Genomic DNA, 22,878 nt, shown 5'->3' on the forward strand with positions numbered 1-22,878 from the left:
TCGGAATCGATTTTCGGAAAGGATCATGCGCAAAATCGAAGCGCTACAGCGTTCTTTGCGCGTCCTTGGATGCGCGGCGCTGTAGCCAAAGGCGGTCACAATCCCATTTTCGTCAGCAGGGTTTTGGGCCTCTCGCGCCGTCTCAAGGCAGCGCGGCGAAACCGTCGGCGAAACCCTTGAGCTCGACCGGGATGCCAATGCCTTCCTCCGGCGTCTGGAAGACGATGAAGGTGGCTGACGTTCCGGTCTTCAGCGTATCGAGCAGTGGCTTTTCGAGAATGACCTCGGCATAGCAGCCGTCCTGGAAGCAGCGCACGAAATAGGCCCGGCCGATATCTTTGCCGTCGACATTGAGGCCGAGCCCGTTGGGCAGCAGCACGCCGAGCGGCGCCAGCACGCGCAGGATTTCGGCCTTGTTGTCGGCGGTGCGCAGCACGACGACGGAAAGCCCCATCTCGGGACGGTCTTCGGCGACGACGTTCTGCATCATCACGCATTGTTCCGATGTGGCGCCAGCCGGCGTGTCGCAGATGATCGACCATGCGCCATGCGTCGTCCGCACCTTGCCGCTTGGCTGCGCGGCATTGGCCTGGCTGAGGCCAAACGAGCCAACATAGGACAGGCCGATCCCAGCAAGGCCAACGCAAGACACGGCAGCGAGAAGGATGACGTTCGACAAGCTTCTCGAAAGCCCAAGTCTCGAAAGCCCAAGTCCCCAAAGCCAAGAGTTCATGACGGCTCCATTGCGAATCACGGCACTTTAAGCCGCGCCAAGGGCAAGTAAAGGATGAGACCACTGCCGGCCTGCCTCGACCAAGGCAATTGTGCGCTTTTCCGTGCCAAATTCGCCCGAATTGCGACGGCCCGGCGCATTTTGCCGGGACACTCCGCCGCTCGGGCGTTCGCGGGTCCGACACCGCCGCGGCCGCCGCCACAAGGCGCAGCCGCGCTTGCGCGCAAAAATGCCGCACGGTTTCCCCCGCTCCTTTCTTGCAGAGGCAAATAGAGTATGGTTTGAACCAGCCTCGGGACTATCCGGGATTCCCGTCCCGGCGTTGTTCGATATTCTTGCGGTCCGATCGCGAGGAACTGGGAGATGATGACGGCAATGAGAAAATTCCTAGCAGGCGCCAAACTCCTGGCAAGCGCTGCCGCCACACTGTTCACCGGTGCATCCGCCCATGCGGCCCAGCCTGCGCCGTGGGAGATGACCTTCCAGCCCGCAGCCACCGACATGATGCGGCAGATCGCCCGGTTCGAGCACTATACGCTGTGGTTCATCGTGCCGATCACCCTCTTCGTGCTCTTTCTCATCGCCTATTGCATCCTGAAGTTTCGCGCGAGCGTCAACCCGACCCCGTCGCGCACCAGCCACAACACGCTGATTGAGGTAATCTGGACGGTCGGGCCGGTCGTCGTCCTGCTCTTGCTCGCCATCCCCTCGTTCCAGCTCTTGACTGCGCAATACACGCCGCCGGAGGAAGCCAAGCTGACCGTCAAGGCGACGGGAAACCAGTGGAACTGGGATTACGAATACCAGACCGAAAACACGCTTTCCTTCAACTCGGCGATCCTGGCGGATTCTGACCGCGCCGCGGCCGGCAAGGAGGACCGCGGCGCTTATCCGCGCCTGCTCGCCGTCGACAACGAGATGGTGGTGCCGGTCAACACCATGACCCGGGTGCTGGTGACGGCGGCAGACGTGATCCACGCCTTTGCCATGCCGTCCTTCGGCATCAAGACCGACGCGGTTCCGGGTCGCATCAACGAGGTCTGGTTCAAGGCGGAAAAGGAAGGCCTCTATTACGGCCAGTGCTCGGAGCTCTGCGGTAAGGACCACGCCTTCATGCCGATCGCGATCCGCGTCGTCTCCGACGCCCAGTACAAGACCTGGCTGGCAGCAGCCGGCACCGACCTTCCCGGCGCCAACAAGGCGCTGATGGCCGAGGTCGACGGCAAAGACAAGGTAGCGGCCGCCGGCAACTGATGCCGCGACCAGAAAAGATCAGGGAACGGAGCCGAACATGGCAGACGCTGCAGCTCACGACCACGACCACAAGCCGTATCATGGCTGGGTGCGGTGGGTGTATTCGACCAACCACAAGGATATCGGCACACTCTACCTGATCTTCGCGATCATGGCGGGCTGCGTCGGCGGTGCCCTTTCGGTCGTCATGCGTATGGAACTGCAGGAGCCTGGGATCCAGATTTTCACCGGCCTGGCGCAGATGGTCTACGGCTTGAACGCCGACGCTGCGCTCGACGGCGGCAAGAACATGTACAATGCCTTCACCACCGCCCATGCGCTGATCATGATCTTCTTCATGGTCATGCCGGCGTTGATCGGCGGCTTCGCCAACTGGATGGTGCCGATCATGATCGGCGCGCCGGACATGGCATTCCCGCGCATGAATAACGTCTCGTTCTGGTTGCTGCCACCGGCTTTCATCCTTCTGATCATCTCGGCCTTCGTGCCGAGCGCGCCTGGCGCCTACGGCGTCGGCGGCGGCTGGACGATCTATCCGCCGCTATCGACCTCGGGCCAGCCCGGACCGGCGATGGATCTTGCGATCCTGTCGCTGCACATCGCCGGCGCCTCATCGATCCTCGGCGCCATCAATTTCATCACCACCATCTTCAACATGCGCGCGCCTGGCATGACGCTGCACAAGATGCCGCTGTTCGCCTGGTCGGTGCTGATCACCGCTTTCCTGCTGCTGCTGTCGCTTCCGGTTCTGGCCGGCGGCATCACCATGCTTTTGACCGATCGCAATTTTGGCACCACCTTCTTCGCGCCCGACGGCGGCGGCGACCCGATCCTGTTCCAGCACCTGTTCTGGTTTTTCGGGCACCCGGAAGTCTACATCCTGATCCTGCCGGGCTTCGGCATCGTCAGCCACATCGTCTCGACCTTCTCCAGGAAGCCTATCTTCGGCTATCTCGGCATGGCCTATGCCATGGTCGCGATCGGGGCGGTCGGCTTCATCGTCTGGGCGCACCACATGTACACGACCGGCCTGTCGCTCGACACGCAGCGCTATTTCGTCTTCGCCACGATGGTTATCGCGGTGCCGACGGGCGTGAAGATATTCTCGTGGATCGCCACCATGTGGGGCGGGTCGATTTCGCTCAAGACCCCGATGCTGTGGGCGATTGGCTTCATCTTCCTGTTCACCGTCGGCGGCGTTACCGGCGTCCAGCTTGCCAATGCCGGTCTCGACCGCCCGCTGCACGACACCTATTACGTGGTCGCGCATTTCCATTATGTGCTGTCGCTGGGCGCGGTCTTTGCCATCTTCGCCGGCTGGTACTACTGGTTCCCGAAGATGACCGGCTACATGTATTCGCCTGTCATCGCCAATACCCACTTCTGGGTTACCTTCGTCGGCGTCAACCTCGTCTTCTTCCCGCAGCATTTCCTCGGACTTTCAGGCATGCCGCGCCGCTACATCGACTATCCGGATGCGTTTGCCGGCTGGAACATGGTGTCGTCCTACGGCTCGTATATTTCGGCCGTCGGCGTGGTCATCTTCCTCTATGGCGTGTTCGAGGCCTTCCAGAAGAAGCGGGTGGCCGGCGCCAATCCATGGGGCGAGGGTGCGACGACGCTTGAATGGCAGCTGCCTTCGCCGCCGCCCTTCCACCAGTGGGAACAGCTGCCGAAGATCAAATAGGCTTCTGCCTGGGCGAATACTGAATCGCCGGTTCGCCCGGCGGTTTTGGCCAACGGAATGATGGACTTTAAGTACGCATGGCGCTTGTCGACGACACCTTGACTGACGAACCGGGCTTTCGCATGTCGGAAGCGACGGCGGGCGATTTCTTCGCACTGTTGAAGCCGCGCGTCATGTCGCTGGTGGTGTTCACCGCCTTTGTCGGCCTGGTCGCGGCACCTGTGGCCATCAATCCGCTTCTGGCGGTGATCGCGATCCTGGCTATTGCCATTGGTGCTGGCGCGTCCGGCGCGCTCAACATGTGGTATGACGCCGATATCGATGCGGTGATGACCAGGACCGCCAGCCGTCCGGTGCCGGCCGGCCGCATCCGGCCAGGCGAGGCGCTGAGTTTCGGCCTGGTGCTGGCGGTGCTGTCGGTGATGACGCTCGGCGTGCTGGTCAATTGGTTGTCGGCGACGCTCCTGGCCTTCACCATCTTCTTCTATGCCGTCGTCTACACGATGTGGCTGAAGCGCTGGACCCCGCAGAACATCGTCATCGGCGGTGCTGCCGGCGCCATTCCGCCGGTGATCGGCTGGGCCGCGGTGACCGGAACCGTCAGCCTGGAAAGCGTCGTCCTGTTCCTGATCATCTTCCTGTGGACGCCGCCGCATTTCTGGGCGCTCGCCCTCTTCAAGTCCGAGGACTATGCCAGGGCCGGCATCCCGATGATGCCGAATGTCGCCGGCCAGGCTTCGACCCGACGCCAGATCTTCGCCTATGCGCTGATCCTTGCGCCGGTTGGCGTGCTGCCATGGGCGCTCGGCTTCACCACACCCGTCTATGGCGTCCTTGCGGTGCTGCTTGGCGCCGGCTTCGTCTGGTATGCGTGGCAGGTGCTGCGGATGGCGGATGACGACCATGTGATGAAGCCAGCCAAGGCATTGTTCGGCTACTCGCTGCTCTACCTCTTCGCCATCTTCGCCATCTACCTTGCCGACTGCGTTGTCGGGCGCGCGCTGGCCACGGGCGGAGCATGACCATGGCCGACAAGAAGCTTGAACTCGTCACGCTGACGGAGCGCCAACAGAAGGCCCGGCGCAACCGCTCGGTAGCCATCGGCCTGGCGCTGGCGGTGCTTGTCGTCATCTTCTACATCGCGACCGTCGTGAAATTCGGTCACAACCTCACCGGAACGATGTGAGGCTCAAGATGAACCGCCAAACAGTGACCAATCCTCAAAAGAAGAACACCAACCGCGTCGTCGCCGGCGTCTGCATCGCCTTTTTCGGCGGCATGATCGGGATGGCCTATGCCGCGGTGCCGCTCTACGCGATGTTCTGCCAGGCGACCGGTTACGGCGGCACTGTGAAACGCGCAACGCAGCAATATGCCGACCGGGTGCTCGACCGCGATATCACCATCCGTTTCGACGCCAACACGGCCGGCGTGCCCTGGCAGTTCGAGCCGGTCGCCCGCTCCGTCACCATCAAGATAGGCGAGACGGCGCAGGCGCATTATAGCGCGACCAACAAGTTCGTCCGCGCCACGACGGCCCGCGCGACCTTTAATGTGCAGCCGGAATTTGCGGGGTCTTACTTCAACAAGGTTGAGTGTTTCTGCTTTACCGATACGACGCTGAAGCCTGGCGAGACGCTGGACATGCCGGTCGTGTTCTATGTAGATCCCGACATCGTCAATGCGCCGGAATTGAAGGACCTGAAGACGATTACCCTGTCCTACACGATGTTCCCGGTCGAGAAGAACGAGAAGACCAAGCCGGTGGCGTCGACAGTGCCGGCCGAAGGCACAAGCAACAAAGTTTCACATACCGAACGAAGCCTCGGGGGTTGATATGGCAGACGCGCACGCAAAACCACAACATGACTACCACCTCGTCGACCCGAGCCCGTGGCCATTCCTCGGCTCGGTCGGCGCGTTGGTCACCGCGATCGGCGGCGTCTGTTACATGCAGTATCTCAAGGGCGGCGATTTCCCGATCTTCGGCTTCAACATCGCCAATCCGTGGCTGTTCTTCATCGGCCTCTTGATCGTCATCTACACCATGTACGCCTGGTGGTCGGATACCATCAGGGAAGCGCATGAAGGCCACCACACGCGTGTTGTGTCGCTGCATCTGCGCTACGGCATGATGATGTTCATCGCTTCCGAGGTGATGTTCTTCGTCGCCTGGTTCTGGGCTTTCTTCGACGCCAGCCTGTTTCCCGGCGAGGCACAGCAATATGCCCGCGCCACCTTCACCGGCGGTGTCTGGCCGCCGAAGGGCGTTGAGGTCCTCGACCCCTTCCACCTGCCGCTCTACAACACCGTCATCCTGCTTCTGTCGGGCACTACGGTGACCTGGGCGCACCACGCGCTGCTTCATGGCGACCGCAAGGGGCTCATCAACGGCCTGGTGCTGACCGTCGGTCTCGGCATCCTGTTCACCATGGTGCAGGCTTACGAATACATGCACGCGCCGTTCGGCTTCAGGGATTCGATCTACGGCGCCACTTTCTTCATGGCGACCGGCTTCCACGGCTTCCACGTCATCATCGGCACCATCTTCCTGCTGGTCTGCCTGGTCCGCGCGATGAAGGGCGACTTCACGCCCAAGCACCATTTCGGCTTCGAGGCCGCCGCCTGGTACTGGCACTTCGTCGACGTAGTCTGGCTGTTCCTGTTCGCGTCGATCTATGTCTGGGCCTCGAGCGGCGCGGTCATCGAAGGCCACTGAAATCTTCCTGAGGAAATCGATGAGGCGGCTGCGGCGACGTGGCCGCCTTACCTTTTGGAGTGAAGGGCACTAAAGTATCGCAATGAGCGACGACAAGGCGATCTGGCCAGCAATCGATCCGATTTCGGCTGGCCTGCACGGCCGCTGCCCGCGCTGCGGCGAGGGCCGGCTGTTTTCCGGCTTCCTCACCGTCGGCGGACGCTGCGCCAATTGCGGCCTCGACTATTCCTACGCCGATGCCGGCGACGGTCCGGCGGTGTTCGTCATCCTGATCATCGGCTTCATCGTCGTCGGGCTGGCGCTGTGGATGGAGGTGACGCTCAGCCCGCCGCTCTGGCTGCATTTCCTGCTGTGGATACCGCTGACGCTGGTGCTTTGCCTGGGCGCGCTCAGGCTGATCAAGGGCGTGCTCCTGACGCTGCAATACCGCAACAAGGCGGCAGAGGGCAGGCTGGACCTCGGCGAATGAGCACGACATCCGCTTCGATTGCGGGCCGTTCGCGGCCGAAGACGGCATTGCTGCTTGGGCTTGGCCTCGTGCTGTTCTTCATCCTGCTGGCGCTCGGCACCTGGCAGCTCCAGCGCCTGTACTGGAAAGAGGGTCTTCTCCAGACCATCGACCAGCGCACGCACTCAGCGCCCGTGCCGTTGGCCGAGGTCGAAAAGCGGTTTGCCGCCAGCGGCGATGTGGATTACACGCCGGTGACGGCATCAGGCACCTTCCTGCATCAAGGCGAGCGACATTTCTTCGCGACCTGGGAAGGCCAGTCCGGTTTCGATGTCTTCACGCCCTTGCATCTGGAGGACGGGCGCTTCGTTCTGATCAATCGCGGCTTCGTGCCGTACGATCTCAAGGACGCAGCCAAGCGTCCGCAAAGCCAGGGTGCGGGCCAGGTGACGGTGACGGGGCTCGCCCGCAATCCGCTGCCGGCAAAGCCCTCGATGATGCTTCCCGACAATGATCCGCAGAAAAACATCTTCTACTGGAAGGATCGCGACGCCATGGCGGCCAGCGCCGGTCTGCCGGCAGGTGCGGGGCTGGTGCCATTCTTTATCGACGCGGACGCCACGCCGAACCCGGGCGGGCTGCCGGTCGGCGGCGTTACAATCATCGAGCTGCCGAACAGCCATCTGCAATACGCCGTAACCTGGTACGGCCTTGCCGCTGCCCTTGCCGGCGTCCTCATCTTCAGGCTTCGCCGCCCGGCGAAAGAATGATCAGCACTGGTGCCCTTGACAGGGCAGGGGTGCGCACCTCATTTCGCGCCTTGAGTTCAAGACTTCAGTTCACGCTACGACCAACCGGCCGGGAATCATGCTTCACACGACGACAAAGCCACCGCTGACGATAAGGCTCTGCCAGCCGCGCGGCTTCTGCGCCGGCGTCGACCGCGCCATCCAGATCGTCGTCCTGGCGCTGAAGAAATACGGCGCGCCGGTCTATGTTCGCCACGAGATCGTGCATAATCGCTACGTCGTCGAGGGGCTGCAAAGCCTCGGTGCGGTGTTCATCGAGGAGCTCTCCGAGATACCGGCTGAGCATCGCCAGAGCCCGGTCGTCTTTTCGGCGCATGGCGTGCCGAAGTCGGTGCCGGCGGACGCCCAGGCGCGCAACCTCTTCTATCTCGACGCCACCTGCCCGCTGGTGTCGAAGGTCCACAAGCAGGCAATGCGCCATCAGCGGCTCGGCCGTCACGTGCTTCTGATCGGCCATGCCGGCCACCCGGAAGTGATCGGCACGATGGGGCAGTTGCCGGACGGCGCCGTCACCTTGATCGAGACCGAAGCCGATGCCGCGAATTTGGTGCCCGCCGACCCGCAGGCGCTCGGGTTCGTCACCCAGACGACGCTGTCGGTCGAGGACACCGCCGGCATCATTCGGGTGCTTAAGGATCGTTTTCCCGATTTGCATGCGGCGGCAGCGGAATCGATTTGCTATGCCACCACCAATCGCCAGGAAGCGGTAAAGGAGACCGCCGCGGGTGCCGATCTCTTCCTGATCGTCGGTGCTCCCAACTCCTCAAATTCGCGGCGTCTCGTCGAAGTGGCCGAACGCGCTGGCGCCTCGATGTCGCTTCTGGTGCAGCGCGCCTCCGAGATTCCATGGACCGAGATTGCCGGCATCTCGACGCTCGGCCTGTCGGCAGGTGCATCGGCGCCGGAAATCATCGTCGACGAGATCATCGATGCGTTCCGGCAGCGCTTCGACGTAACCATCGAGCTGGCGGTGACGGCGACGGAAACCGAGGATTTTCCGGTGATGCGGGTGCTGCGCGACGTCGAGCTGACGGCCGCCGACATGGCTTTCGTCAACGGGGCCGCGTAAGGTTCATGGCGGTCTACACCGACGTCAACGAAGGCGAGCTCGGCGCGTTCCTGAAGGCCTATCCAGTCGGCGATCTCCTGTCCTACAAGGGCATAGCCGAAGGCACCGAGAACTCGAACTTCCTGCTGCACACGACCAGCGGCTCCTACATCCTGACGCTCTACGAAAAGCGCGTCGACAAGGCCGACCTGCCGTTCTTCCTCGGCCTCATGAGCCATCTCGCCAGGAAGGGCATTTCCTGCCCGCTTCCGGTGACCGCGCATGATGGCGACGTCATCGGAACGCTTGCCGGCCGGCCGGCGGTCATCATCACCTTCCTCGAAGGCGTTTCGCTGCGGCGGCCGACATCAGCGCACTGCGGCGAGGTCGGCAAGGCGCTGGCGGCGCTGCATCTGGCCGGCGCCGACTTTCCGATGACCCGTCCGAATGCCCTTGCCATCGATGGCTGGCGCAAGCTGTGGAGCGCCTCTCGCCCTCGCGCCGACGAGGTCGAGCCGGGACTGGCGGCCGAGGTCGATGCCGACTTCGCTGATTTCGAGAGGAACTGGCCGAACGGCCTGCCGGAAGGCATCATCCATGCCGATCTTTTCCCCGACAACGTCTTCTTCCTCGGCGAGAAACTGTCGGGGCTGATCGACTTCTATTTCGCCTGCAACGATCTCTACGCCTATGATGTCGCTACCTGCCTCAATGCCTGGTGCTTCGAGAAGGATTTTTCCTTCAACCTGACCAAGGGCACGGCGCTGCTTGCCGGCTACCAAAGCGTGCGGTCCTTGAGCGGCGAAGAGAAAACTGCGCTGCCGATGCTGGCGCGCGGCTCGGCACTGCGCTTCATGCTGACCCGGCTTTACGACTGGCTGATCATTGCCAACGGCGGGCTGGTCGTGAAACGCGATCCGACCGAATATATCAGGCGTATGCGTTTCCACCGGGCGATCAAATCTCCTTCCGAATACGGACTGACATGACCAAGCGTGTCGAAATCTTTACCGATGGTGCCTGTTCGGGCAATCCGGGGCCTGGCGGCTGGGGGGCTGTCCTGCGCTTCAAGGGCGTCACGAAGGAACTGTCGGGCGGCGAGGCTGCTACCACCAACAACCGCATGGAACTTTTGGCCGCCATCTCGGCGCTCAATGCGCTGAAAGAACCCTGTGCGGTCGATCTTTATACCGACAGCAACTATGTCAAGGACGGCATTTTCAGCTGGATCGACGGCTGGAAGCGCAACGGCTGGAAGACCGCTGCCAGGCAACCGGTGAAGAATGCCGAACTGTGGCAGGCGCTCGACGAGGCGCGCAACCGTCATCAGGTGATCTGGCATTGGGTCAAGGGCCATGCCGGCCATCCGGAGAACGAGCGTGCCGACGAATTGGCGCGGCTCGGCATGGCGCCGTTCAAGAACAAGACGGCCAGGCCCGCGCCCGTTTCGGCTGGGGAAAACACCCAAGCCAAACAGCCGGCAGCCAGGAAATTGCGCCGCTCGACCCAAAGCTACTGACCAGTCTGGGCTACTGACCAGTCTGGACTACTGACCAGTCTGGTCCGCCATATTCAGCGGATCAGCAGCGCTGTGCCGAAAAGTCCGAGCGCGAACACAGAATGCGATACGAGGTTGAGGGCGCGGATCTGCATCGGGTTGGGGCGCTTTGACGCGGCCCAGCCGGCGCCCATGCCGGGCGCCAGCAGGAACCAGCCGGCGCCTACGGTGACGATGCCGAGGATGAAGGCCGGCAGGAAGGTCGGCGCGGCCAGCCACGCCGCTCCCGCCAAAACGGCCAGAACGATGCCGTAGACGATGCCCACAAAATAGTGGAAGGCCCAGCCCAGCGCCGATTCATGTGCATAGGGTGCTGCCTCGCCGATATCGTCATGGAAGACCTTGCCGTCCCTCAGGTGCCAGACCCAGCGACCAACCAGTCCCCAGTTCGGCCGTGGCTGAGCAAACACCGTGTTCAGGAAAATCGCCCAGAGGTCCATGAGCGCCGTGGCGCCGATGCCGATCGCCACAGCGCGCCAGAAGTGGTCAAACATCATTGAGGTCTCCTAAAAGCAGGCAATTCCCGAACAGCGTTCTTTGCACGCCCAATTGGACGCGCGGCTGCCGAAACGAGCGCGATCGTCAGGCCAAGGACCGCGGCAACCTCGGCCTATGCTGTCGCCAAAACGGAAAGCTGTCCGAGAATGTGAGCAGCACCGGATTCATCAACGCCAGGCTTTGTCTCGACATTGAGCGCGGCGACCTTGCCGTCGTCGACGATCATCGAAAACCGCTTCGAGCGCAGCCCCATGCCACCGCCGGAAAGGTCGGCGTCGAGACCGATCGACTTGACGAAATCGCCATTGCCGTCGGCAAGATAGAGGATCTTGCCTTCACCGCCGCTGAAGCGGGCCCAGGCGCCCATTACGTGAACATCGTTGACGGCGACGACGGCGATGGTGTCGACGCCGCGCGCCAGGATGGCGTCGTAATTATCCAGAAAGCCGGGCAGATGGTTGTTGGAGCAGGTCGGCGTGAAAGCGCCGGGAACAGCGAACAGCACCACCTTCTTTCCCGAGAAAATCTCGGCCGTCGTGATCGCTTTTGCGCTGTCGGCAGTCATCGTCTTGAAGGTCGCTTGGGGCAGCTTGTCGCCAACGGCAATCATCATCGTGGTCCTCGTTTTGACAAATGGAAGGGAGTGTCCTTGCGATAGCGAATTCAGCCGTTTCCCGCAACTGTCGGGGTGGCCGGAGCAAGGGATGTTCGATCGAACATCCCTTGCTGGGGATCAAGGGAACGGCAGCAGGCCTTCGACGGCGCCGGCCGCAGTTGTCAGCGTGTAGTAAAGTCCGCCATCCGTCGGCGTCGTCGTCGGTCTGTCGAGGATCGGCACGGTAAACACCAGCTTGCCGTCCTTTTCGCTGCGGGCCGGCACGCCGAACATGTAGTCCCGCTCGCCGGCGACGAAGAAATCCGCTGCTCTGGGATTGCCCGGAAAGCTCGCCTCGACAATCAGTGTCGCGCGGTCGCCCGGCAGGATATTGACGCCGAAATCGGGTCTTGCGGGAGCAGGCAGCGTTGCAAGCGCCGCCTTCACCAAAGCGGCGTCTTCGACATTGTCCGGATCGGAGCCCGGATCGATGGTCAGCTTTGTTTGCACCGGGATGCAGATCGTCTCACAAATTCCGAGAAAGATATCGGCAACGATGACGGCCGGCTCGTTCGGCGCCGACAGCGTGAACGTTACCGGCAGCGAAACCGGATGGTCGTAGCCGGCCCATTTGCCGGAGCCGTCGTCGTGGCGCTGGGGTGGTGGAAACGAAAACGTCGCGTTGGCAATGTTGGTGCTGGCCGAGATATCGATTTGCGGCGGCACGCCCGCGTCGCCCGGATCGCGCCAGTAGGTTTTCCAGCCAGGCTTGAGCGAAATATCGAGGACGCCATGGATGCGTCCGGCTGTGTCGGGCTTGCCGCTGGTCACAAGGCGTACTTTGCCGCCTTCGCTTTCATACCAGATCGACGAGGAGGCTGCGGCGGGAAGACCGGTTCCACATCCGACAGCGGCGCTGAGCAACAGGACCTTCAAGCTTTGCATGGCGGTGATTTGAGCGTCCGTTCATGGCTGCGCAATGACTTCATGGCGTCGCTGCTATCATATTTGCGTGACCTCGGGCACAGCTTTGCGTGCCTTGGATGCACATCTGCGACCAAATCGCGCGCGGCGCATCTTTTCGGCGCTCCAGAAACGCGTTACGCTCCCCTCATGGACTTGTTGCGCCACAAGAAGATGGCTGCGGGACGCGGCTTTCTCGACGACCAGTTCCTGATTGCCATGCCCGGCATGAAGGACGACCGCTTCACGCGCTCCGTCATCTATATTTGCGCGCACAGCGACGAAGGCGCGATGGGCCTGGTCATCAACCAGACACAGCAGATGCTGTTTCCGGATCTGCTCGTGCAACTCGGCATCATGAACGAACAGGAGGCGATCCGCTTGCCCGCGCAGGCCCGCGACTTCGTCGTCCGCAACGGCGGACCGGTGGACCGCAGCCGCGGCTTCGTCCTGCATTCGGGCGACTACCGGGTGGAATCGTCGCTGGCCGTCTCCGACGACATTTGCCTGACCGCGACCGTCGACATATTGCGCGCCATTTCGTCGGGCCGCGGGCCTCGGCACGCGCTGATGGCGCTCGGCTATTCGGGCTGGGGCGCCGGTCAGCTGGAAAGCGAAATCGCCGAGAACGGTTGGCTGACCTGCCCGGCAAATGCGGAGCTTCTGTTCGATACTGACATCGAGCGCAAATACGACCGGATACTCGCTTCGATCGGTATCGACCTCGCGCATCTCAGCCTGGCCGCCGGTCACGCCTAATGCATGTCGCGCAAAAGTGTGTAGCGGTTTTGCGATAGCGACATGCATAAAACGACAACCTAAAGCGCGTCGCGTGAGGCCGATCAACGCGACGCGCTTTAGAAGTGAAAACCCGATACCTGGCTGGTTACCGCCGCATTGCCATCGCCAGCCGTTTGCCCAGATCGTAGACGAGATTCTCGAAACCCGACGTCCAGGACAGGTCAGCCTGTTTCACGCGCGTTTCGACATCGCTGTATTTGCCGATGCGGGCTTCCAGGAAGGAGCGCAGGCGCTGGTGAAACTGGCCGACGGTGAGCTGTTTTCCCTCGGCCTTGAAGATCGCAATATTGAAGCGTGCCGCCTTGGGGAAGATTGTGCTGGCCGTGGCATTGGGCTTCTCATCGGCATTCGACAGGAGCGCTGCTGCCCCGTTGGTGCCAAGGAAATGGGGGAGGTAGAGATCCCTTTCATCCATGGCCTTCTCAAGACGAGCTTCGATGCGTTGCTTGGCCGCAAGAAGGTTCTTGGCCGCAAGTGCCGCCGACAGATAGGGATCGCGCCTGAATTCAAGGATGCGCTGTTCTTCGGCCTTGTCCTCGACGAAATGGTATTCGCGTTTGCCCTCGGGGCGGGTCCGTATCAGTTCCGCTTCGTCGCCCAGGCCGAATTCTGCACCGTGCTTCTTCACCGCCTCGAGCCATGTCTGGTCGAGGAATTGCATAAGACCAAGCGCCGACCCTTTAGACGGGCGATTGTTGATGTCGAAGGAGGATTCCTTTTCGGCGATCGCAAAAAGCGTATCGGCAGGAAATTGGGTGTCCTTGGCTGCACGAAGGATTTCGCTGGCGATGTGCTGCGACACCTTATACTCGCCGAACTCGTGGATCGACATGCCGATGACGATCTGTTCCGCGCCTTCGGAAAGGATGGAGACGGTGCCCTTCAATGCCTCGGCCAGCGTGCGTTCTCCCTCGCGTCCAGAGGTCGATATGGTGTCTGGATCGATGATGTCGAACTCGGGCGCGGCCGAGGGGAAACTCAGAGCCGAGAACGGAACAGCAGTGGCAACCGCGGCTTCGGTCACGCCGTTGACCAGGACTCCCGAATAGACCGGCCATGGCATGGCTGCCACGGTCGCCGCCAGGCCAAGCCCCGCCATCCTTTTCGAGAAAGGCCGTCCGCCCGAAAGGACGAAGGCTCCGCAAGCAAAGAATTCAAATCTTCTTTGGAGTGACGCCAGGTCCCCCTCCGTTCCTTGTCTAGCCGCCCAGATATTTTGGGGCAGGTCTATTTCCAACGTTGAGCCGTCAACGTCGAAAAAGACAAGAAGAACGGTCAGTGCTTCATTCAACTAGTCATGGATAATGGCGGCACAATGGCCACAGTGCGGCAAAATAATTCGAAATGTAAAACAAGCTGGTTTAATCGAGGGCTGCGTAGCCGATGCGTTGCTTGTGAAGCCCCTCGATTGGCGAGCAGAAATTTCCCTGAGGTGGTCTGCCCTCGACCGCAGCCGGGCAATCCTTTCGGTTCTCGAACGGCAGATTGTGAATGAGCAGCCATTCTCGTCACAATACTCGATCGAACCAGATCTCCGTTGGTGAGAGATCATTTAGCCTTTGGCTGTCGCCAGATTGGTGCTGAGCTCGAAGGCCAGTCCCGACCCGATGGTGTATGGTTGCAGCACGGGCGCACTCTCGCTCACGATCGCCTCCACGACGCGCTTGCGTTCCTGATCACCCAAATCCTTGGCTAAGGAACTCATCCCGACCAGCGCCATCGTATTCAAATGCAGGAAAGGCACGCCTTCCCCGAAATGGATGGTGCGCGAAACAATCCTCGATCGGACCTCGTGGAAGCCGGCGTCTCGCAGCAGCGCCTCAAGTGGAGCCGCTTCCCCGAAGCTGTACCGTTGATCGGCGATGGCGCCCAGATGGCGCTCCGCGACGCGGCGCAGTTCGCGAAAGAACGGGATTTCGTCGTCCGGGCGCCACGTGGCGATCGCCAGCCTGCCGCCCTTCGTCAGCGCGCGACGCATCTGCGCCGCCGCCGCGGGTTTGTCAGGAAAGAACTGCAGTCCTTGCTGGCAGACGACCACGTCGAACGTCTCACCACTACGCAGAGGCAACTCGCCGGCATTGCCCTGGCGCCAGTCGATGGCTAGTTCTACAGCCCGCGCCACGGCAAGCATGTCCGCGCTGACGTCGATACCGACGATAAATCCGGCTCCACCGAGCCGCTCTCTTGCAACGCGCGCCACTATTCCCGTTCCACAAGCGATATCGAGTACGCGATCGCCCGAAGACAATTCCAACTCGTCAAGAGCCATCTCGGCCCATGGACGGAAGAGAGGGCCGACGAGCCACCGCTCGTACATCTCCGGGAAACTTACCTGGTTCATTGCGTAGCTGGGCAAGGTCATGATCGTCCTCCCTCAAATTTCCATCCGACCATTGTGACCCTTCACCCGCGCTAGATCCAACAGGACAACTACCCATCGCACGTGAACAATCTATGCGGCTTTCGGGCAGTCAGGCTCGCATAGGTGAAGCGGCCGGAGAATGAGAGTCCGCGCCTGGCGTTTCGAGGATCCGCAAGGCGCGATCAGGCTCGGCAACGTGGCCCTGACTTCAGGCGTTGCTTTCAGCCGTTTTCAACCGTCTGTAGCGAGCAGGGCGCATGACTGTGGCAGATCTACTTCACCGGCACCAGCAGGTGCCCGCAAGGCGCGTCGGGCCACATTTGGCGCCATAGAATGACGTTTTGCATCGACGAGAAGCGAAAACCTTCAGCGGGCTTTGGACCAGCAGCCAGAGCGCTCCGTCGGGATGGCAACACTCTTCGCATCACGCGGCTTCGCCGCGTGCAAGGGCCGCCGCCTGCTCCAGGCTCACGCCCTTGACCAGGGGGTCAGCGTGCCGATGCACCAAGCGCCATTCCGCCTCTTCGCGGCGATAGACCAAGGTAACCCGCAGCGGCCAATCCTGGGCTGGCAGACCGCCGACCTCGACATGCGGGCGTTCAATGATCGCGAGGACCACCATGTCGGCGGAACCATAGGCTTGAAGAAGTTCGTGCTCGAAGGTGCCGTTCTTGAAAAAGCGGCCCATCGCCTCGATCCGCTCCGCAGTCAGTTCAGCAGCCCGCGTGGGCTTTCCGCCGAATGGAGACATCAGCAGGAAGTCCCCGGTATGTGGGGTCACCTCGTAGTACTTCGTTATCTCCCCGCGCATCAGCGCCGAATTTGCTTCCGCAGACCGCTCGACGAGATCGGCAACCGTCTGGTCCATGGCAGGCTCCGCAAGAGCCTGTGCCGAGGCGTTCGTTAATCTTGCAGTTTGTGACAATGCCACGCCAGCGCTTGCTGCGGCGAGAAGGGAACGTCGTGATACTGGCATGCGGGTGCTCCTGCAGCTGTTTCCGATGCGAAGCGCGCCTTGCGCTGCTCCGCTTGCTCAGGAGATCGCACTTCGATGATGCTGAATCCAGTGATACGATTTCATCGACATGCTGAACAGAATTGATCTCAACCTCCTCGTTCTGTTTGAGATCGTGCCCGACGAGTGCCACGTGGGCCGAGCGGCCGAGAAGTTGAATCTGACGCATCTCAAATCAGCAAAGCTCACGCCTCAGCAATAATCACCTAGCCTGGCCAATCGAACGTCTGGGCAGCTCGGACCATTGCCGCCGTCGCCGGGCTATAGGGCCGGCCCGGAACGCTAGCCAGGGACACCGTGCGTGCCACCGCGGGTTCGATCAGCGGACGCTGCAAAAGTTCAGGCGATGTCACCGAATATTCAGGCATGAAGGCGAAGCCGATCCGCGCCAGCACCATTGATTGGATCCAATCCTCGCGTTCGGAACGAAAACGGGCATAAAGGCTGACGTTTCTTTCCCGGCACGCACCCATCACCAGGTCCCGCATTTCGCAGGACAGACGATCGACATACGGTTCTTGAGAGAGATCGACCAACTTGATTGCATTGAGGCTCGCAAGCCGGTGATCCGGCGCGAATACGACGACGTAACGCTCACTGTAGAGATCATGGACGCGGAACGCCGCTCCCAATCCCTCCAGCGGATTGAGAACGGCAAGATCGAGATCGCCTTGCTCAAGCCTGTTTTTCAGTTCCTGAACGCTCGCCTCGCTCACTTCAAGCTCGACGCCATGATAGTCGCGCTGGAACTTTGCGAGGAACCGGGCGAGTTTCACATGGCCGATGGTCGACATGACGCCGAGGCGGATCGGCACCTGGTTGAGCAGCCTGAAATTGTCGGCAAGCGTTCTGGTTGCGTGGGCCTCCTGCATGATCTGCTGAAGATGCGGCAGAATGGAGCGTCCGAACTCACTCAGGAGGACGCGCCTTCCTTCGCGGTGGAACAAGGGCGCGCCAAGCTCATCCTCGAGCGTCTTGACCGCTTTGGTGAGCGCCGGCTGAGACACGTTGCAATCAGTGGCGGCCTTGGTGAAGTTCAGCATCTTCGCGGCGGCAAGCACGTAGCGGACCTGAAACATCTCCATGGCGAGCCCTCCCGAGGCGGTTCCACGAAACGACATTGTAATCCTTTCATCGATAACTGTCGGCTATCGATCGATAGAAAAAATGTCGTTCTCTTTCGCCCGCCGCTGCATTCAACTCTTGGGGTCACTGTTCACAGGAGGAGAAGGAAATGACTGTCTACATGGTGGAACGCGATCTCAAGGGCATCAGCATGGAAGCGCTGGGAGATGCGCAGAAGGCGGCGATCAGCAAAGCCGCCGAGATGGCCTCCAACGGGACCGACATCAGCTACCTGCGCTCGACCTTCGCACCGGAGGACGGGCGCTGCATGTGCCTGTTTGACGCTGCCTCCGATGTCGACGTGAAGCGTCTAAACGACGAGGCGGGGCTGCCCTATCACAGAATCGTGCCGGCGCTCGATCTCACCCCATAGGGCCGGCGCGATCGGGCTCGTGATGACTGTCCGGGCGGTGTTCTTGCGGAGTTATGCAGCGCGCCAGTTTGAATCTTTGGAACGACGGAAGGGCCAAGTCGTTCGTGCTGCATCGCCAGCCACACGCGTTGCCAGGAGAGTCGGAGCATGTTTGGCAATTCGGGCACCCTTCCTCTGCCTCGCCTGCTTGAGCGTCGTGTGGACACCCTTGCGCAGTCGTTCATGCGCCAGCGGCTCGGATCGCAGATGGACTTCTCGACCCCGCAGGGCGAGCCGGCGCTGTTGCCGCCCAGCTCGGTGTCGTGGCGTATTTTCAAGAACCCGGTTGCGCTGTTCATCGGCGGGGTTACGGCGGTGCTGCTCGAATTGGCAGAGCCGCGGGTTCGCGACGCCATTTGGCAGCACAGCACATTCCGCTCCGACGCGCTCCGACGATTACGGCGCACCGGCCTCGCCGCCTTGGTCACGGTCTACGGTCCCCGGACCAAGGCCAAGGCCATGATTGAAGGTGTCGTCAGGAGGCATGGGCGCGTTTCAGGCCGAACCAGCGAAGGTGAGCCATACCACGCCACCGACCCGGAGTTGCTGGACTGGGTGCAAGCGACGGCCGGGTTTGGCTTCATGGAGGCCTATCACGTCTATGTGCATCGACTGCGTTTTTTCGAACGGGATGCGATGTTTGCCGAGGCTCGCCCCGTCGCGCTTCTCTATGGTGCGGTTGACGCGCCCACGTCGCAGGCCGAGCTTTACGCGCTGTTCGACGTGATGAGGCAAAGACTCGTCGCATCGCCGATCGTCCTGGAATTCCTGCAGATCATGGAAGACGTTCCCGTCTTGCCGGGGGTGGCTCAACCGCTTCAGCGGCCATTTCTGAAGGCGGCTGTCGAGATCCTGCCCCGCTGGGTCCGCAAGCGGTTGGCACTCGGCGACCACTGGACGTTGAATCCGTGGGAGCGTGCTTTTGTGAAGACGACGGCTGCAATCTGCGAGCGCATCGTGCTCCCTTCATCTCCGGCCGTCCAGTCGAGCCGTCGCCTCGGTCTTCCCGAGAACTATCTCTATCGCCGACAGAAGGCACCTAGACACGAGCAGCACGGTCGCGATCATGCGGGATTTGATGCCCGCATAAGGGAAAGCGACGGGTTAAAAGTGCGGCAACGGCCGCCCTAAGGGCGCGTATCTCGTGTTGGGGAATGTCCAGCGAAGGGCCCGAAAGCGACGATCAGCGGAGCCGGAACTTCCTATCATTTCGACCTGGCAGGCTGTCGGACATGCTCCGCTGGTAGCCGCCCAGCAAGTTCCCTCGCGATCCTGTTCAGGGCGTCGCGAGGCCGGTCCCGCGACGGGCCGCATCGACGCTCCACGCGCCGCCTCCCGCGAAAAAGAAGTACAGGAAAATGAAGCAGTAGAGGATCGACGAGTCGCCCTCGTTGACAACCGGAAAGAAGTTTTGCGGCGCATGCGCCATGAAATAGGCGACCGCCATGTTGCCGGACAGAATGAACGCGACGGGCCGGCTGAAGAGTCCGAGGGCAAGCAGCGCGCCTCCGATCAGCTCGATCAATGCCTGGATCACAATAAGCCCCGACAGTTGCATCGGCTCGGGAGCGGGCGGAAAATTGAAGAGCTTTTGAGTTCCGTGCTCCAGAAACAGCAGCGCTGACATGATCCTCACGACGCTTAACCACACCGGAGCCCAGGCAGAAATCTTGTCGAAATTCATCAGTTGGGCCTCCATCATGACCCGGTGATTCCGGGCAGCAGGCTGAATTATCAGCGGGTCAGCTCTTCGCACCGATTTCGCGAAGTCGGTATGATGCACAGCGCGAGCCGTAAACCAATACTCCCAGTTCACAGTCGCGTGACCGCCGGTCGTACTTTTGATGGAGTGCCGAGCCGCGGGAGCTGAGACCTTGCCGATGCGCTCCAGCGGGTGCCAATCGCCAGGCTCATGCCGCCCAAAAATGGCAGCGGTTTTGGGACAACGACATGAACAAGATCAAGCCCGGGTCAGCGGATACTGTTCCTTCAGCGTCCTCAGCACCTGATCGCCGGGCATCGGCGCGCCGAACATGAAGCTCTGCACATATTCGCAGCCCATCTGGCGCAGCTCGAGCGCATCGCTTTCGTCCGAAATGCCCTCGGCCACGACCGAAAGGCCGAGTTCATGCGCCATGTTGACCATCGATTTGAGCAGCACCGCGCGCTTCGGTGTGGTGTCGTCGACAAAGCTCTTGTCGATCTTGATCGTGTCGAAGGGAAAGCGCGTCAGATAGGCCAGCGATGAGTAGCCGGTGCCGAAATCGTCCAGCGACAGGCCGATGCCAAGCTTCTTCAGCTTGTTCAGCACATGGGCTGTCTGCTCGGGATTGTCCATCACCAGCGATTCGGTGAGCTCGAGCCGGAAACAGCGCGGCTTCAGATTGGCCCGCGCGATCACCGACCGGACGTCGCTGACCAGATCGCGGCGGATGAGCTGTCGGCTGGACAGGTTGACCGAAACCGACAGCGGCGCGTCGCCGATCTGCTTTTGCCATCCCGCCAGATCTTCGGCGGCCTGTTGCATGGCGAACAAGCCAAGCTGCACGATCAGGCCGCAGCTCTCGGCGACCGGGATGAAATCGCCTGGCGGGATCATGCCGCGACGCGGATGATCCCAGCGCAAAAGCGCCTCGAAGCCGGCAACACTGCCGTCTTCCAGCCGCACGATGGGCTGGTAGGCGAGTGTGAATTCGCGCCGTTCGATGGCGCGGCGCAGGTCGGACTCGAACTGCAGCCGGTCGGTGCCGACGGTCCGAAAGGCGGGTCGGAACGGTTCGATCCTGTCGCCGCCAAAACGCTTGGCCTGGTGCATGGCAAGCTCGGCGTCCTTGACCATGTCCTCGGCCGAACTCTGCGCCGAGGTCCAGGTGACCAGACCGATCGAGGCGGTCAGCACGATCTCGCGTTTGGCAAAGGTAATCGGATTGTTGATCGCATGCTTGATGGCATCGGCAACGGCTGCAATGCGGGCCGGGTCCTGCTCGGAAAGCAGCATCAGCGCGAACTGGTCGCCGGCAAAGCGCGACAGCGAATCCTTCGGCTTGAGCAGCCGGTGCAACCGGCGCGCAACAGTGAGCAGGATGGTATCGCCGGCCGAGATGCCGAGCCCGTCATTGACCTGCTTGAACCGGTCGATGTCGATGACGAAGACGGTGGGACGGACCTTCTCTTCGGTGCGCGCGATCGAGATGATCGCCTCCAGCCGGTTCATAAGCAATTCGCGGTTCGGCAGGCCGGTCAGATTGTCGTGCACGGCATCGTGCAACAGCCTCTCCTCGGACTTCTTCTGCTCCGTCACGTCGACCATGGTGCCGACGCAGCGGATGACCTCGCCGTCCGATCCGATCACCGGCCGGGCGCGCAGCGAAAACCAGTGATAGTGCCCGTCGGCGCCGCGCAGGCGGAAACTCTGCGACACCCGGCCGCGCCGGTGTTCGAGCACCACGTCGAGCGTCGTACGGAAGGTGTCGCGGTCGTCGGCATGGAGTACCGGCAGCCAGTTGCGGGCAGCGCCGCCCAGGCTGTCGGGCGCAAGGCCAAGCTGGATGCTGACATCCGGCCTGGTGACGACGCGGTCGCGCATCACGTCCCAGTCCCACACCGTGTCGCCCGATCCGGCCACGGCCAGCGCCTGCCGTTCGAGATCGGAGAACAGGCCCTGATGCAGCGCACCGCCGGCAAAGGCGTGCTGCATGACGGTGAAGCCAATAAGCAGGATGATGAGGATCAGCCCGCCGCCCAGTGCCGGCTGGGCGATGTCGTTGTCGAGCATGCCGGTGATCGCCATCCACGACCCGCATAGCCACAACAGGACCATGACCCAACTGGGCACCAGCATGATGGCACGGTCGTAGCCGCGTATGCCGAGGAAGATGATCAGGCCGAGGCCGGTCAGCGCGGTGGCGGCGAAGGACAGCCTGGCGATGCCGGCGGCGACCGCCGGGTCGACGATTGCGACGCCGGCGATCAGCAGCAGCCCCAGAATCCAGACCAGAGCGCCGTAGCTGAAATGGCCGTGCCATCGGTTAAGGTTGAGATAGGCGAACAGGAACACCACGTACGTCGCCGCAAGCGCCACCTCCGTTCCTGCCCGCCACATCTGCTCGTTGCCGGGCGATATTTCCAGGACCTTGTTGAGAAAGCCGAAATCGATGCAGATATAGGCGAGCACCGCCCAGGCGAGCGCTGCGGTTGCCGGGAACATCGAGGTCCCCTTGACGACGAAAAGGATGGTCAGGAACAGCGCCAGGAGGCCGGCGATGCCGATGACGATGCCGCGAAACAGCGTGTAGGAATTGACCGAATCCTTGTAGGATTCCGGCTCCCAAAGATAGACCTGCGGCAGTTTGGGCGACGCCAGTTCGGCAATGAAGGTGATCACCGTTCCGGGGTTCAGCGTCACCCGGAACACATCAGCGTCGGGGCTGCTCTGGCGGTCGAGCGCGAAGCCCTCGCTGGGCGTGATCGCGGCAATGCGGGTCGAGCCGAGATCCGGCCAGAAGATACCGGAATTCACCAGCCGGAAATGCGGTGCGACGATCAGCCTGTCGAGCTGCTGGTCGGTGGTGTTGGCAAGCGCGAACACCGCCCAGTCGCCGGTCGAGCGCGCATCATTGGCCTCGACCTCGATGCGCCGCACGATGCCGTCCGGTCCCGGAGCCGTCGACACCTGAAAATTCTCGCCCTGGTTGCGGTATATTTCGACGGCGCCCGAAAGGTCGAGCGCCACATCGTCGCGGGCAATCTTGATCGGTTCGACGGCGAAGGCCGAGGACGCCGCGCAGAGCACGACGATTGCCGTCAGCACAAAGGCGAACAACGACCCGATTCGCAGGAAATTCGTCAAAA

Annotated in this window: 24 protein-coding genes and 1 pseudogene; 15 read left to right on the plus strand and 10 right to left on the minus strand. The window is 61.6% G+C overall.

Annotation, left to right across the window (positions count from 1 at the left end; genetic code table 11):
- Positions 1-142 precede the first annotated feature (142 nt).
- Positions 143-733: an invasion associated locus B family protein gene (locus AC0L3D_RS02785; protein WP_473533882.1), complete on the minus strand. Its 591-nt coding sequence runs from the start codon at positions 731-733 to the stop codon at positions 143-145.
- Between the two features lie 375 nt (positions 734-1,108).
- On the opposite strand from AC0L3D_RS02785, the gene coxB reads away from it, so the two are divergent.
- The 11 genes from coxB to rnhA all read left to right on the plus strand — a co-directional run bounded on the left by coxB (position 1,109) and on the right by rnhA (position 10,217).
- The gene (gene coxB, locus AC0L3D_RS02790) at positions 1,109-1,987 is read left to right on the plus strand and encodes a cytochrome c oxidase subunit II (RefSeq protein WP_236387989.1); all 879 of its coding nucleotides are present in this window, start codon (positions 1,109-1,111) and stop codon (positions 1,985-1,987) included.
- A gap of 37 nt (positions 1,988-2,024) precedes the next feature.
- Positions 2,025-3,674, plus strand: a complete 1,650-nt coding sequence (gene ctaD, locus AC0L3D_RS02795; protein ID WP_023799325.1) for a cytochrome c oxidase subunit I — start codon at positions 2,025-2,027, stop codon at positions 3,672-3,674.
- A gap of 77 nt (positions 3,675-3,751) precedes the next feature.
- On the plus strand, positions 3,752-4,696 hold the full coding sequence (locus tag AC0L3D_RS02800; protein WP_473626409.1) for a heme o synthase: 945 nt from the start codon (positions 3,752-3,754) through the stop codon (positions 4,694-4,696).
- Positions 4,697-4,698: 2 nt separating this feature from the next.
- Positions 4,699-4,860 carry a hypothetical protein gene (locus tag AC0L3D_RS02805; RefSeq protein ID WP_077381685.1) on the plus strand — a complete coding sequence of 54 codons (162 nt, stop codon included), beginning with the start codon at positions 4,699-4,701 and terminating at the stop codon, positions 4,858-4,860.
- Between the two features lie 8 nt (positions 4,861-4,868).
- On the plus strand, positions 4,869-5,510 hold the full coding sequence (locus AC0L3D_RS02810; protein WP_031254967.1) for a cytochrome c oxidase assembly protein: 642 nt from the start codon (positions 4,869-4,871) through the stop codon (positions 5,508-5,510).
- 1 nt (position 5,511) lies between these two features.
- Complete coding sequence (locus AC0L3D_RS02815) at positions 5,512-6,393, plus strand: cytochrome c oxidase subunit 3 (protein WP_473626411.1); 882 nt, start codon at positions 5,512-5,514, stop codon at positions 6,391-6,393.
- Between the two features lie 82 nt (positions 6,394-6,475).
- Positions 6,476-6,862: a DUF983 domain-containing protein gene (locus AC0L3D_RS02820; RefSeq protein WP_473626412.1), complete on the plus strand. Its 387-nt coding sequence runs from the start codon at positions 6,476-6,478 to the stop codon at positions 6,860-6,862.
- Positions 6,859-7,611: an SURF1 family protein gene (locus AC0L3D_RS02825; protein ID WP_473626414.1), complete on the plus strand. Its 753-nt coding sequence runs from the start codon at positions 6,859-6,861 to the stop codon at positions 7,609-7,611. The genes AC0L3D_RS02820 and AC0L3D_RS02825 overlap by 4 nt, the downstream gene beginning before the upstream one ends.
- Before the next feature lie 97 nt (positions 7,612-7,708).
- Positions 7,709-8,719 (plus strand): 4-hydroxy-3-methylbut-2-enyl diphosphate reductase, encoded by a 1,011-nt coding sequence (gene ispH / locus AC0L3D_RS02830; RefSeq protein ID WP_027152363.1) that lies wholly within the window; start codon positions 7,709-7,711, stop codon positions 8,717-8,719.
- Between the two features lie 5 nt (positions 8,720-8,724).
- On the plus strand, positions 8,725-9,687 hold the full coding sequence (locus tag AC0L3D_RS02835; protein WP_473626415.1) for a homoserine kinase: 963 nt from the start codon (positions 8,725-8,727) through the stop codon (positions 9,685-9,687).
- Positions 9,684-10,217 carry a ribonuclease HI gene (gene rnhA / locus AC0L3D_RS02840; protein ID WP_023799316.1) on the plus strand — a complete coding sequence of 178 codons (534 nt, stop codon included), beginning with the start codon at positions 9,684-9,686 and terminating at the stop codon, positions 10,215-10,217. Before AC0L3D_RS02835 ends, rnhA begins: the two co-directional genes overlap by 4 nt.
- A 53-nt stretch (positions 10,218-10,270) precedes the next feature.
- Here the strand turns inward: rnhA and AC0L3D_RS02845 are convergent, their stop codons facing one another.
- From AC0L3D_RS02845 to AC0L3D_RS02855, 3 genes are all read right to left on the minus strand, one after another.
- Positions 10,271-10,750 carry a DUF2938 domain-containing protein gene (locus AC0L3D_RS02845; protein WP_473626620.1) on the minus strand — a complete coding sequence of 160 codons (480 nt, stop codon included), beginning with the start codon at positions 10,748-10,750 and terminating at the stop codon, positions 10,271-10,273.
- Positions 10,751-10,866: 116 nt separating this feature from the next.
- Positions 10,867-11,367, minus strand: a complete 501-nt coding sequence (locus AC0L3D_RS02850; protein ID WP_027152367.1) for a peroxiredoxin — start codon at positions 11,365-11,367, stop codon at positions 10,867-10,869.
- 120 nt (positions 11,368-11,487) lie between these two features.
- Complete coding sequence (locus AC0L3D_RS02855) at positions 11,488-12,294, minus strand: protein-disulfide reductase DsbD domain-containing protein (protein ID WP_473626416.1); 807 nt, start codon at positions 12,292-12,294, stop codon at positions 11,488-11,490.
- Positions 12,295-12,462: 168 nt separating this feature from the next.
- Between AC0L3D_RS02855 and AC0L3D_RS02860 the strand changes: the two genes are divergently transcribed.
- Entirely contained in the window at positions 12,463-13,071 is a 609-nt protein-coding gene (locus AC0L3D_RS02860) for a YqgE/AlgH family protein (RefSeq protein ID WP_023799312.1), read from the plus strand.
- A 127-nt stretch (positions 13,072-13,198) separates the two neighbouring features.
- On the opposite strand, the gene AC0L3D_RS02865 is transcribed toward AC0L3D_RS02860, so the two are convergent.
- From AC0L3D_RS02865 to AC0L3D_RS02875, 3 genes are all read right to left on the minus strand, one after another.
- The gene (locus tag AC0L3D_RS02865; protein WP_473643021.1) at positions 13,199-14,212 is read right to left on the minus strand and encodes a transglycosylase SLT domain-containing protein; all 1,014 of its coding nucleotides are present in this window, start codon (positions 14,210-14,212) and stop codon (positions 13,199-13,201) included.
- Positions 14,213-14,665: 453 nt separating this feature from the next.
- Complete coding sequence (locus AC0L3D_RS02870; protein WP_473643023.1) at positions 14,666-15,475, minus strand: class I SAM-dependent methyltransferase; 810 nt, start codon at positions 15,473-15,475, stop codon at positions 14,666-14,668.
- Between the two features lie 424 nt (positions 15,476-15,899).
- On the minus strand, positions 15,900-16,343 hold the full coding sequence (locus tag AC0L3D_RS02875) for a nuclear transport factor 2 family protein (RefSeq protein ID WP_473626421.1): 444 nt from the start codon (positions 16,341-16,343) through the stop codon (positions 15,900-15,902).
- A 217-nt stretch (positions 16,344-16,560) separates the two neighbouring features.
- Between AC0L3D_RS02875 and AC0L3D_RS02880 the strand changes: the two are divergent.
- Positions 16,561-16,656, plus strand: a pseudogene (locus AC0L3D_RS02880) (LysR family transcriptional regulator); the annotation flags it as partial.
- A gap of 40 nt (positions 16,657-16,696) precedes the next feature.
- Here AC0L3D_RS02880 and AC0L3D_RS02885 read toward each other — a convergent pair.
- Complete coding sequence (locus tag AC0L3D_RS02885; protein ID WP_287049776.1) at positions 16,697-17,575, minus strand: LysR family transcriptional regulator; 879 nt, start codon at positions 17,573-17,575, stop codon at positions 16,697-16,699.
- 149 nt (positions 17,576-17,724) lie between these two features.
- Between AC0L3D_RS02885 and AC0L3D_RS02890 the strand changes: the two genes are divergently transcribed.
- Positions 17,725-17,988, plus strand: a complete 264-nt coding sequence (locus AC0L3D_RS02890; protein ID WP_128245646.1) for a DUF4242 domain-containing protein — start codon at positions 17,725-17,727, stop codon at positions 17,986-17,988.
- Between the two features lie 147 nt (positions 17,989-18,135).
- The gene (locus tag AC0L3D_RS02895; RefSeq protein ID WP_473643025.1) at positions 18,136-19,158 is read left to right on the plus strand and encodes an oxygenase MpaB family protein; all 1,023 of its coding nucleotides are present in this window, start codon (positions 18,136-18,138) and stop codon (positions 19,156-19,158) included.
- A gap of 145 nt (positions 19,159-19,303) precedes the next feature.
- On the opposite strand, the gene AC0L3D_RS02900 is transcribed toward AC0L3D_RS02895, so the two are convergent.
- Both AC0L3D_RS02900 and AC0L3D_RS02905 read right to left on the minus strand, forming a co-directional pair.
- Entirely contained in the window at positions 19,304-19,711 is a 408-nt protein-coding gene (locus AC0L3D_RS02900; protein ID WP_473626424.1) for a DoxX family protein, read from the minus strand.
- A gap of 276 nt (positions 19,712-19,987) precedes the next feature.
- A complete protein-coding gene (locus tag AC0L3D_RS02905; RefSeq protein ID WP_473643027.1) occupies positions 19,988-22,876 on the minus strand; it encodes an EAL domain-containing protein in 2,889 nt (962 codons plus the stop codon).
- Positions 22,877-22,878: the final 2 nt, after the last annotated feature.

The organism is Mesorhizobium sp. WSM4837 (assembly GCF_055811435.1).

Excerpts from the sequence above, each read along its gene's own strand:
- AC0L3D_RS02785 (WP_473533882.1), bottom strand. The coding sequence starts at position 733 with ATGAACTCTTGGCTTTGGGGACTTGGGCTTTCGAGACTTGGGCTTTCG.
- coxB (WP_236387989.1), top strand. The coding sequence starts at position 1,109 with ATGAGAAAATTCCTAGCAGGCGCCAAACTCCTGGCAAGCGCTGCCGCC.
- ctaD (WP_023799325.1), top strand. The coding sequence starts at position 2,025 with ATGGCAGACGCTGCAGCTCACGACCACGACCACAAGCCGTATCATGGC.
- AC0L3D_RS02800 (WP_473626409.1), top strand. The coding sequence starts at position 3,752 with ATGGCGCTTGTCGACGACACCTTGACTGACGAACCGGGCTTTCGCATG.
- AC0L3D_RS02805 (WP_077381685.1), top strand. The coding sequence starts at position 4,699 with ATGGCCGACAAGAAGCTTGAACTCGTCACGCTGACGGAGCGCCAACAG.
- AC0L3D_RS02810 (WP_031254967.1), top strand. The coding sequence starts at position 4,869 with ATGAACCGCCAAACAGTGACCAATCCTCAAAAGAAGAACACCAACCGC.
- AC0L3D_RS02815 (WP_473626411.1), top strand. The coding sequence starts at position 5,512 with ATGGCAGACGCGCACGCAAAACCACAACATGACTACCACCTCGTCGAC.
- AC0L3D_RS02820 (WP_473626412.1), top strand. The coding sequence starts at position 6,476 with ATGAGCGACGACAAGGCGATCTGGCCAGCAATCGATCCGATTTCGGCT.
- AC0L3D_RS02825 (WP_473626414.1), top strand. The coding sequence starts at position 6,859 with ATGAGCACGACATCCGCTTCGATTGCGGGCCGTTCGCGGCCGAAGACG.
- ispH (WP_027152363.1), top strand. The coding sequence starts at position 7,709 with ATGCTTCACACGACGACAAAGCCACCGCTGACGATAAGGCTCTGCCAG.
- AC0L3D_RS02835 (WP_473626415.1), top strand. The coding sequence starts at position 8,725 with ATGGCGGTCTACACCGACGTCAACGAAGGCGAGCTCGGCGCGTTCCTG.
- rnhA (WP_023799316.1), top strand. The coding sequence starts at position 9,684 with ATGACCAAGCGTGTCGAAATCTTTACCGATGGTGCCTGTTCGGGCAAT.
- AC0L3D_RS02845 (WP_473626620.1), bottom strand. The coding sequence starts at position 10,750 with ATGTTTGACCACTTCTGGCGCGCTGTGGCGATCGGCATCGGCGCCACG.
- AC0L3D_RS02850 (WP_027152367.1), bottom strand. The coding sequence starts at position 11,367 with ATGATGATTGCCGTTGGCGACAAGCTGCCCCAAGCGACCTTCAAGACG.
- AC0L3D_RS02855 (WP_473626416.1), bottom strand. The coding sequence starts at position 12,294 with ATGCAAAGCTTGAAGGTCCTGTTGCTCAGCGCCGCTGTCGGATGTGGA.
- AC0L3D_RS02860 (WP_023799312.1), top strand. The coding sequence starts at position 12,463 with ATGGACTTGTTGCGCCACAAGAAGATGGCTGCGGGACGCGGCTTTCTC.
- AC0L3D_RS02865 (WP_473643021.1), bottom strand. The coding sequence starts at position 14,212 with ATGGCGGGGCTTGGCCTGGCGGCGACCGTGGCAGCCATGCCATGGCCG.
- AC0L3D_RS02870 (WP_473643023.1), bottom strand. The coding sequence starts at position 15,475 with ATGACCTTGCCCAGCTACGCAATGAACCAGGTAAGTTTCCCGGAGATG.
- AC0L3D_RS02875 (WP_473626421.1), bottom strand. The coding sequence starts at position 16,343 with ATGGACCAGACGGTTGCCGATCTCGTCGAGCGGTCTGCGGAAGCAAAT.
- AC0L3D_RS02885 (WP_287049776.1), bottom strand. The coding sequence starts at position 17,575 with ATGGAGATGTTTCAGGTCCGCTACGTGCTTGCCGCCGCGAAGATGCTG.
- AC0L3D_RS02890 (WP_128245646.1), top strand. The coding sequence starts at position 17,725 with ATGACTGTCTACATGGTGGAACGCGATCTCAAGGGCATCAGCATGGAA.
- AC0L3D_RS02895 (WP_473643025.1), top strand. The coding sequence starts at position 18,136 with ATGTTTGGCAATTCGGGCACCCTTCCTCTGCCTCGCCTGCTTGAGCGT.
- AC0L3D_RS02900 (WP_473626424.1), bottom strand. The coding sequence starts at position 19,711 with ATGAATTTCGACAAGATTTCTGCCTGGGCTCCGGTGTGGTTAAGCGTC.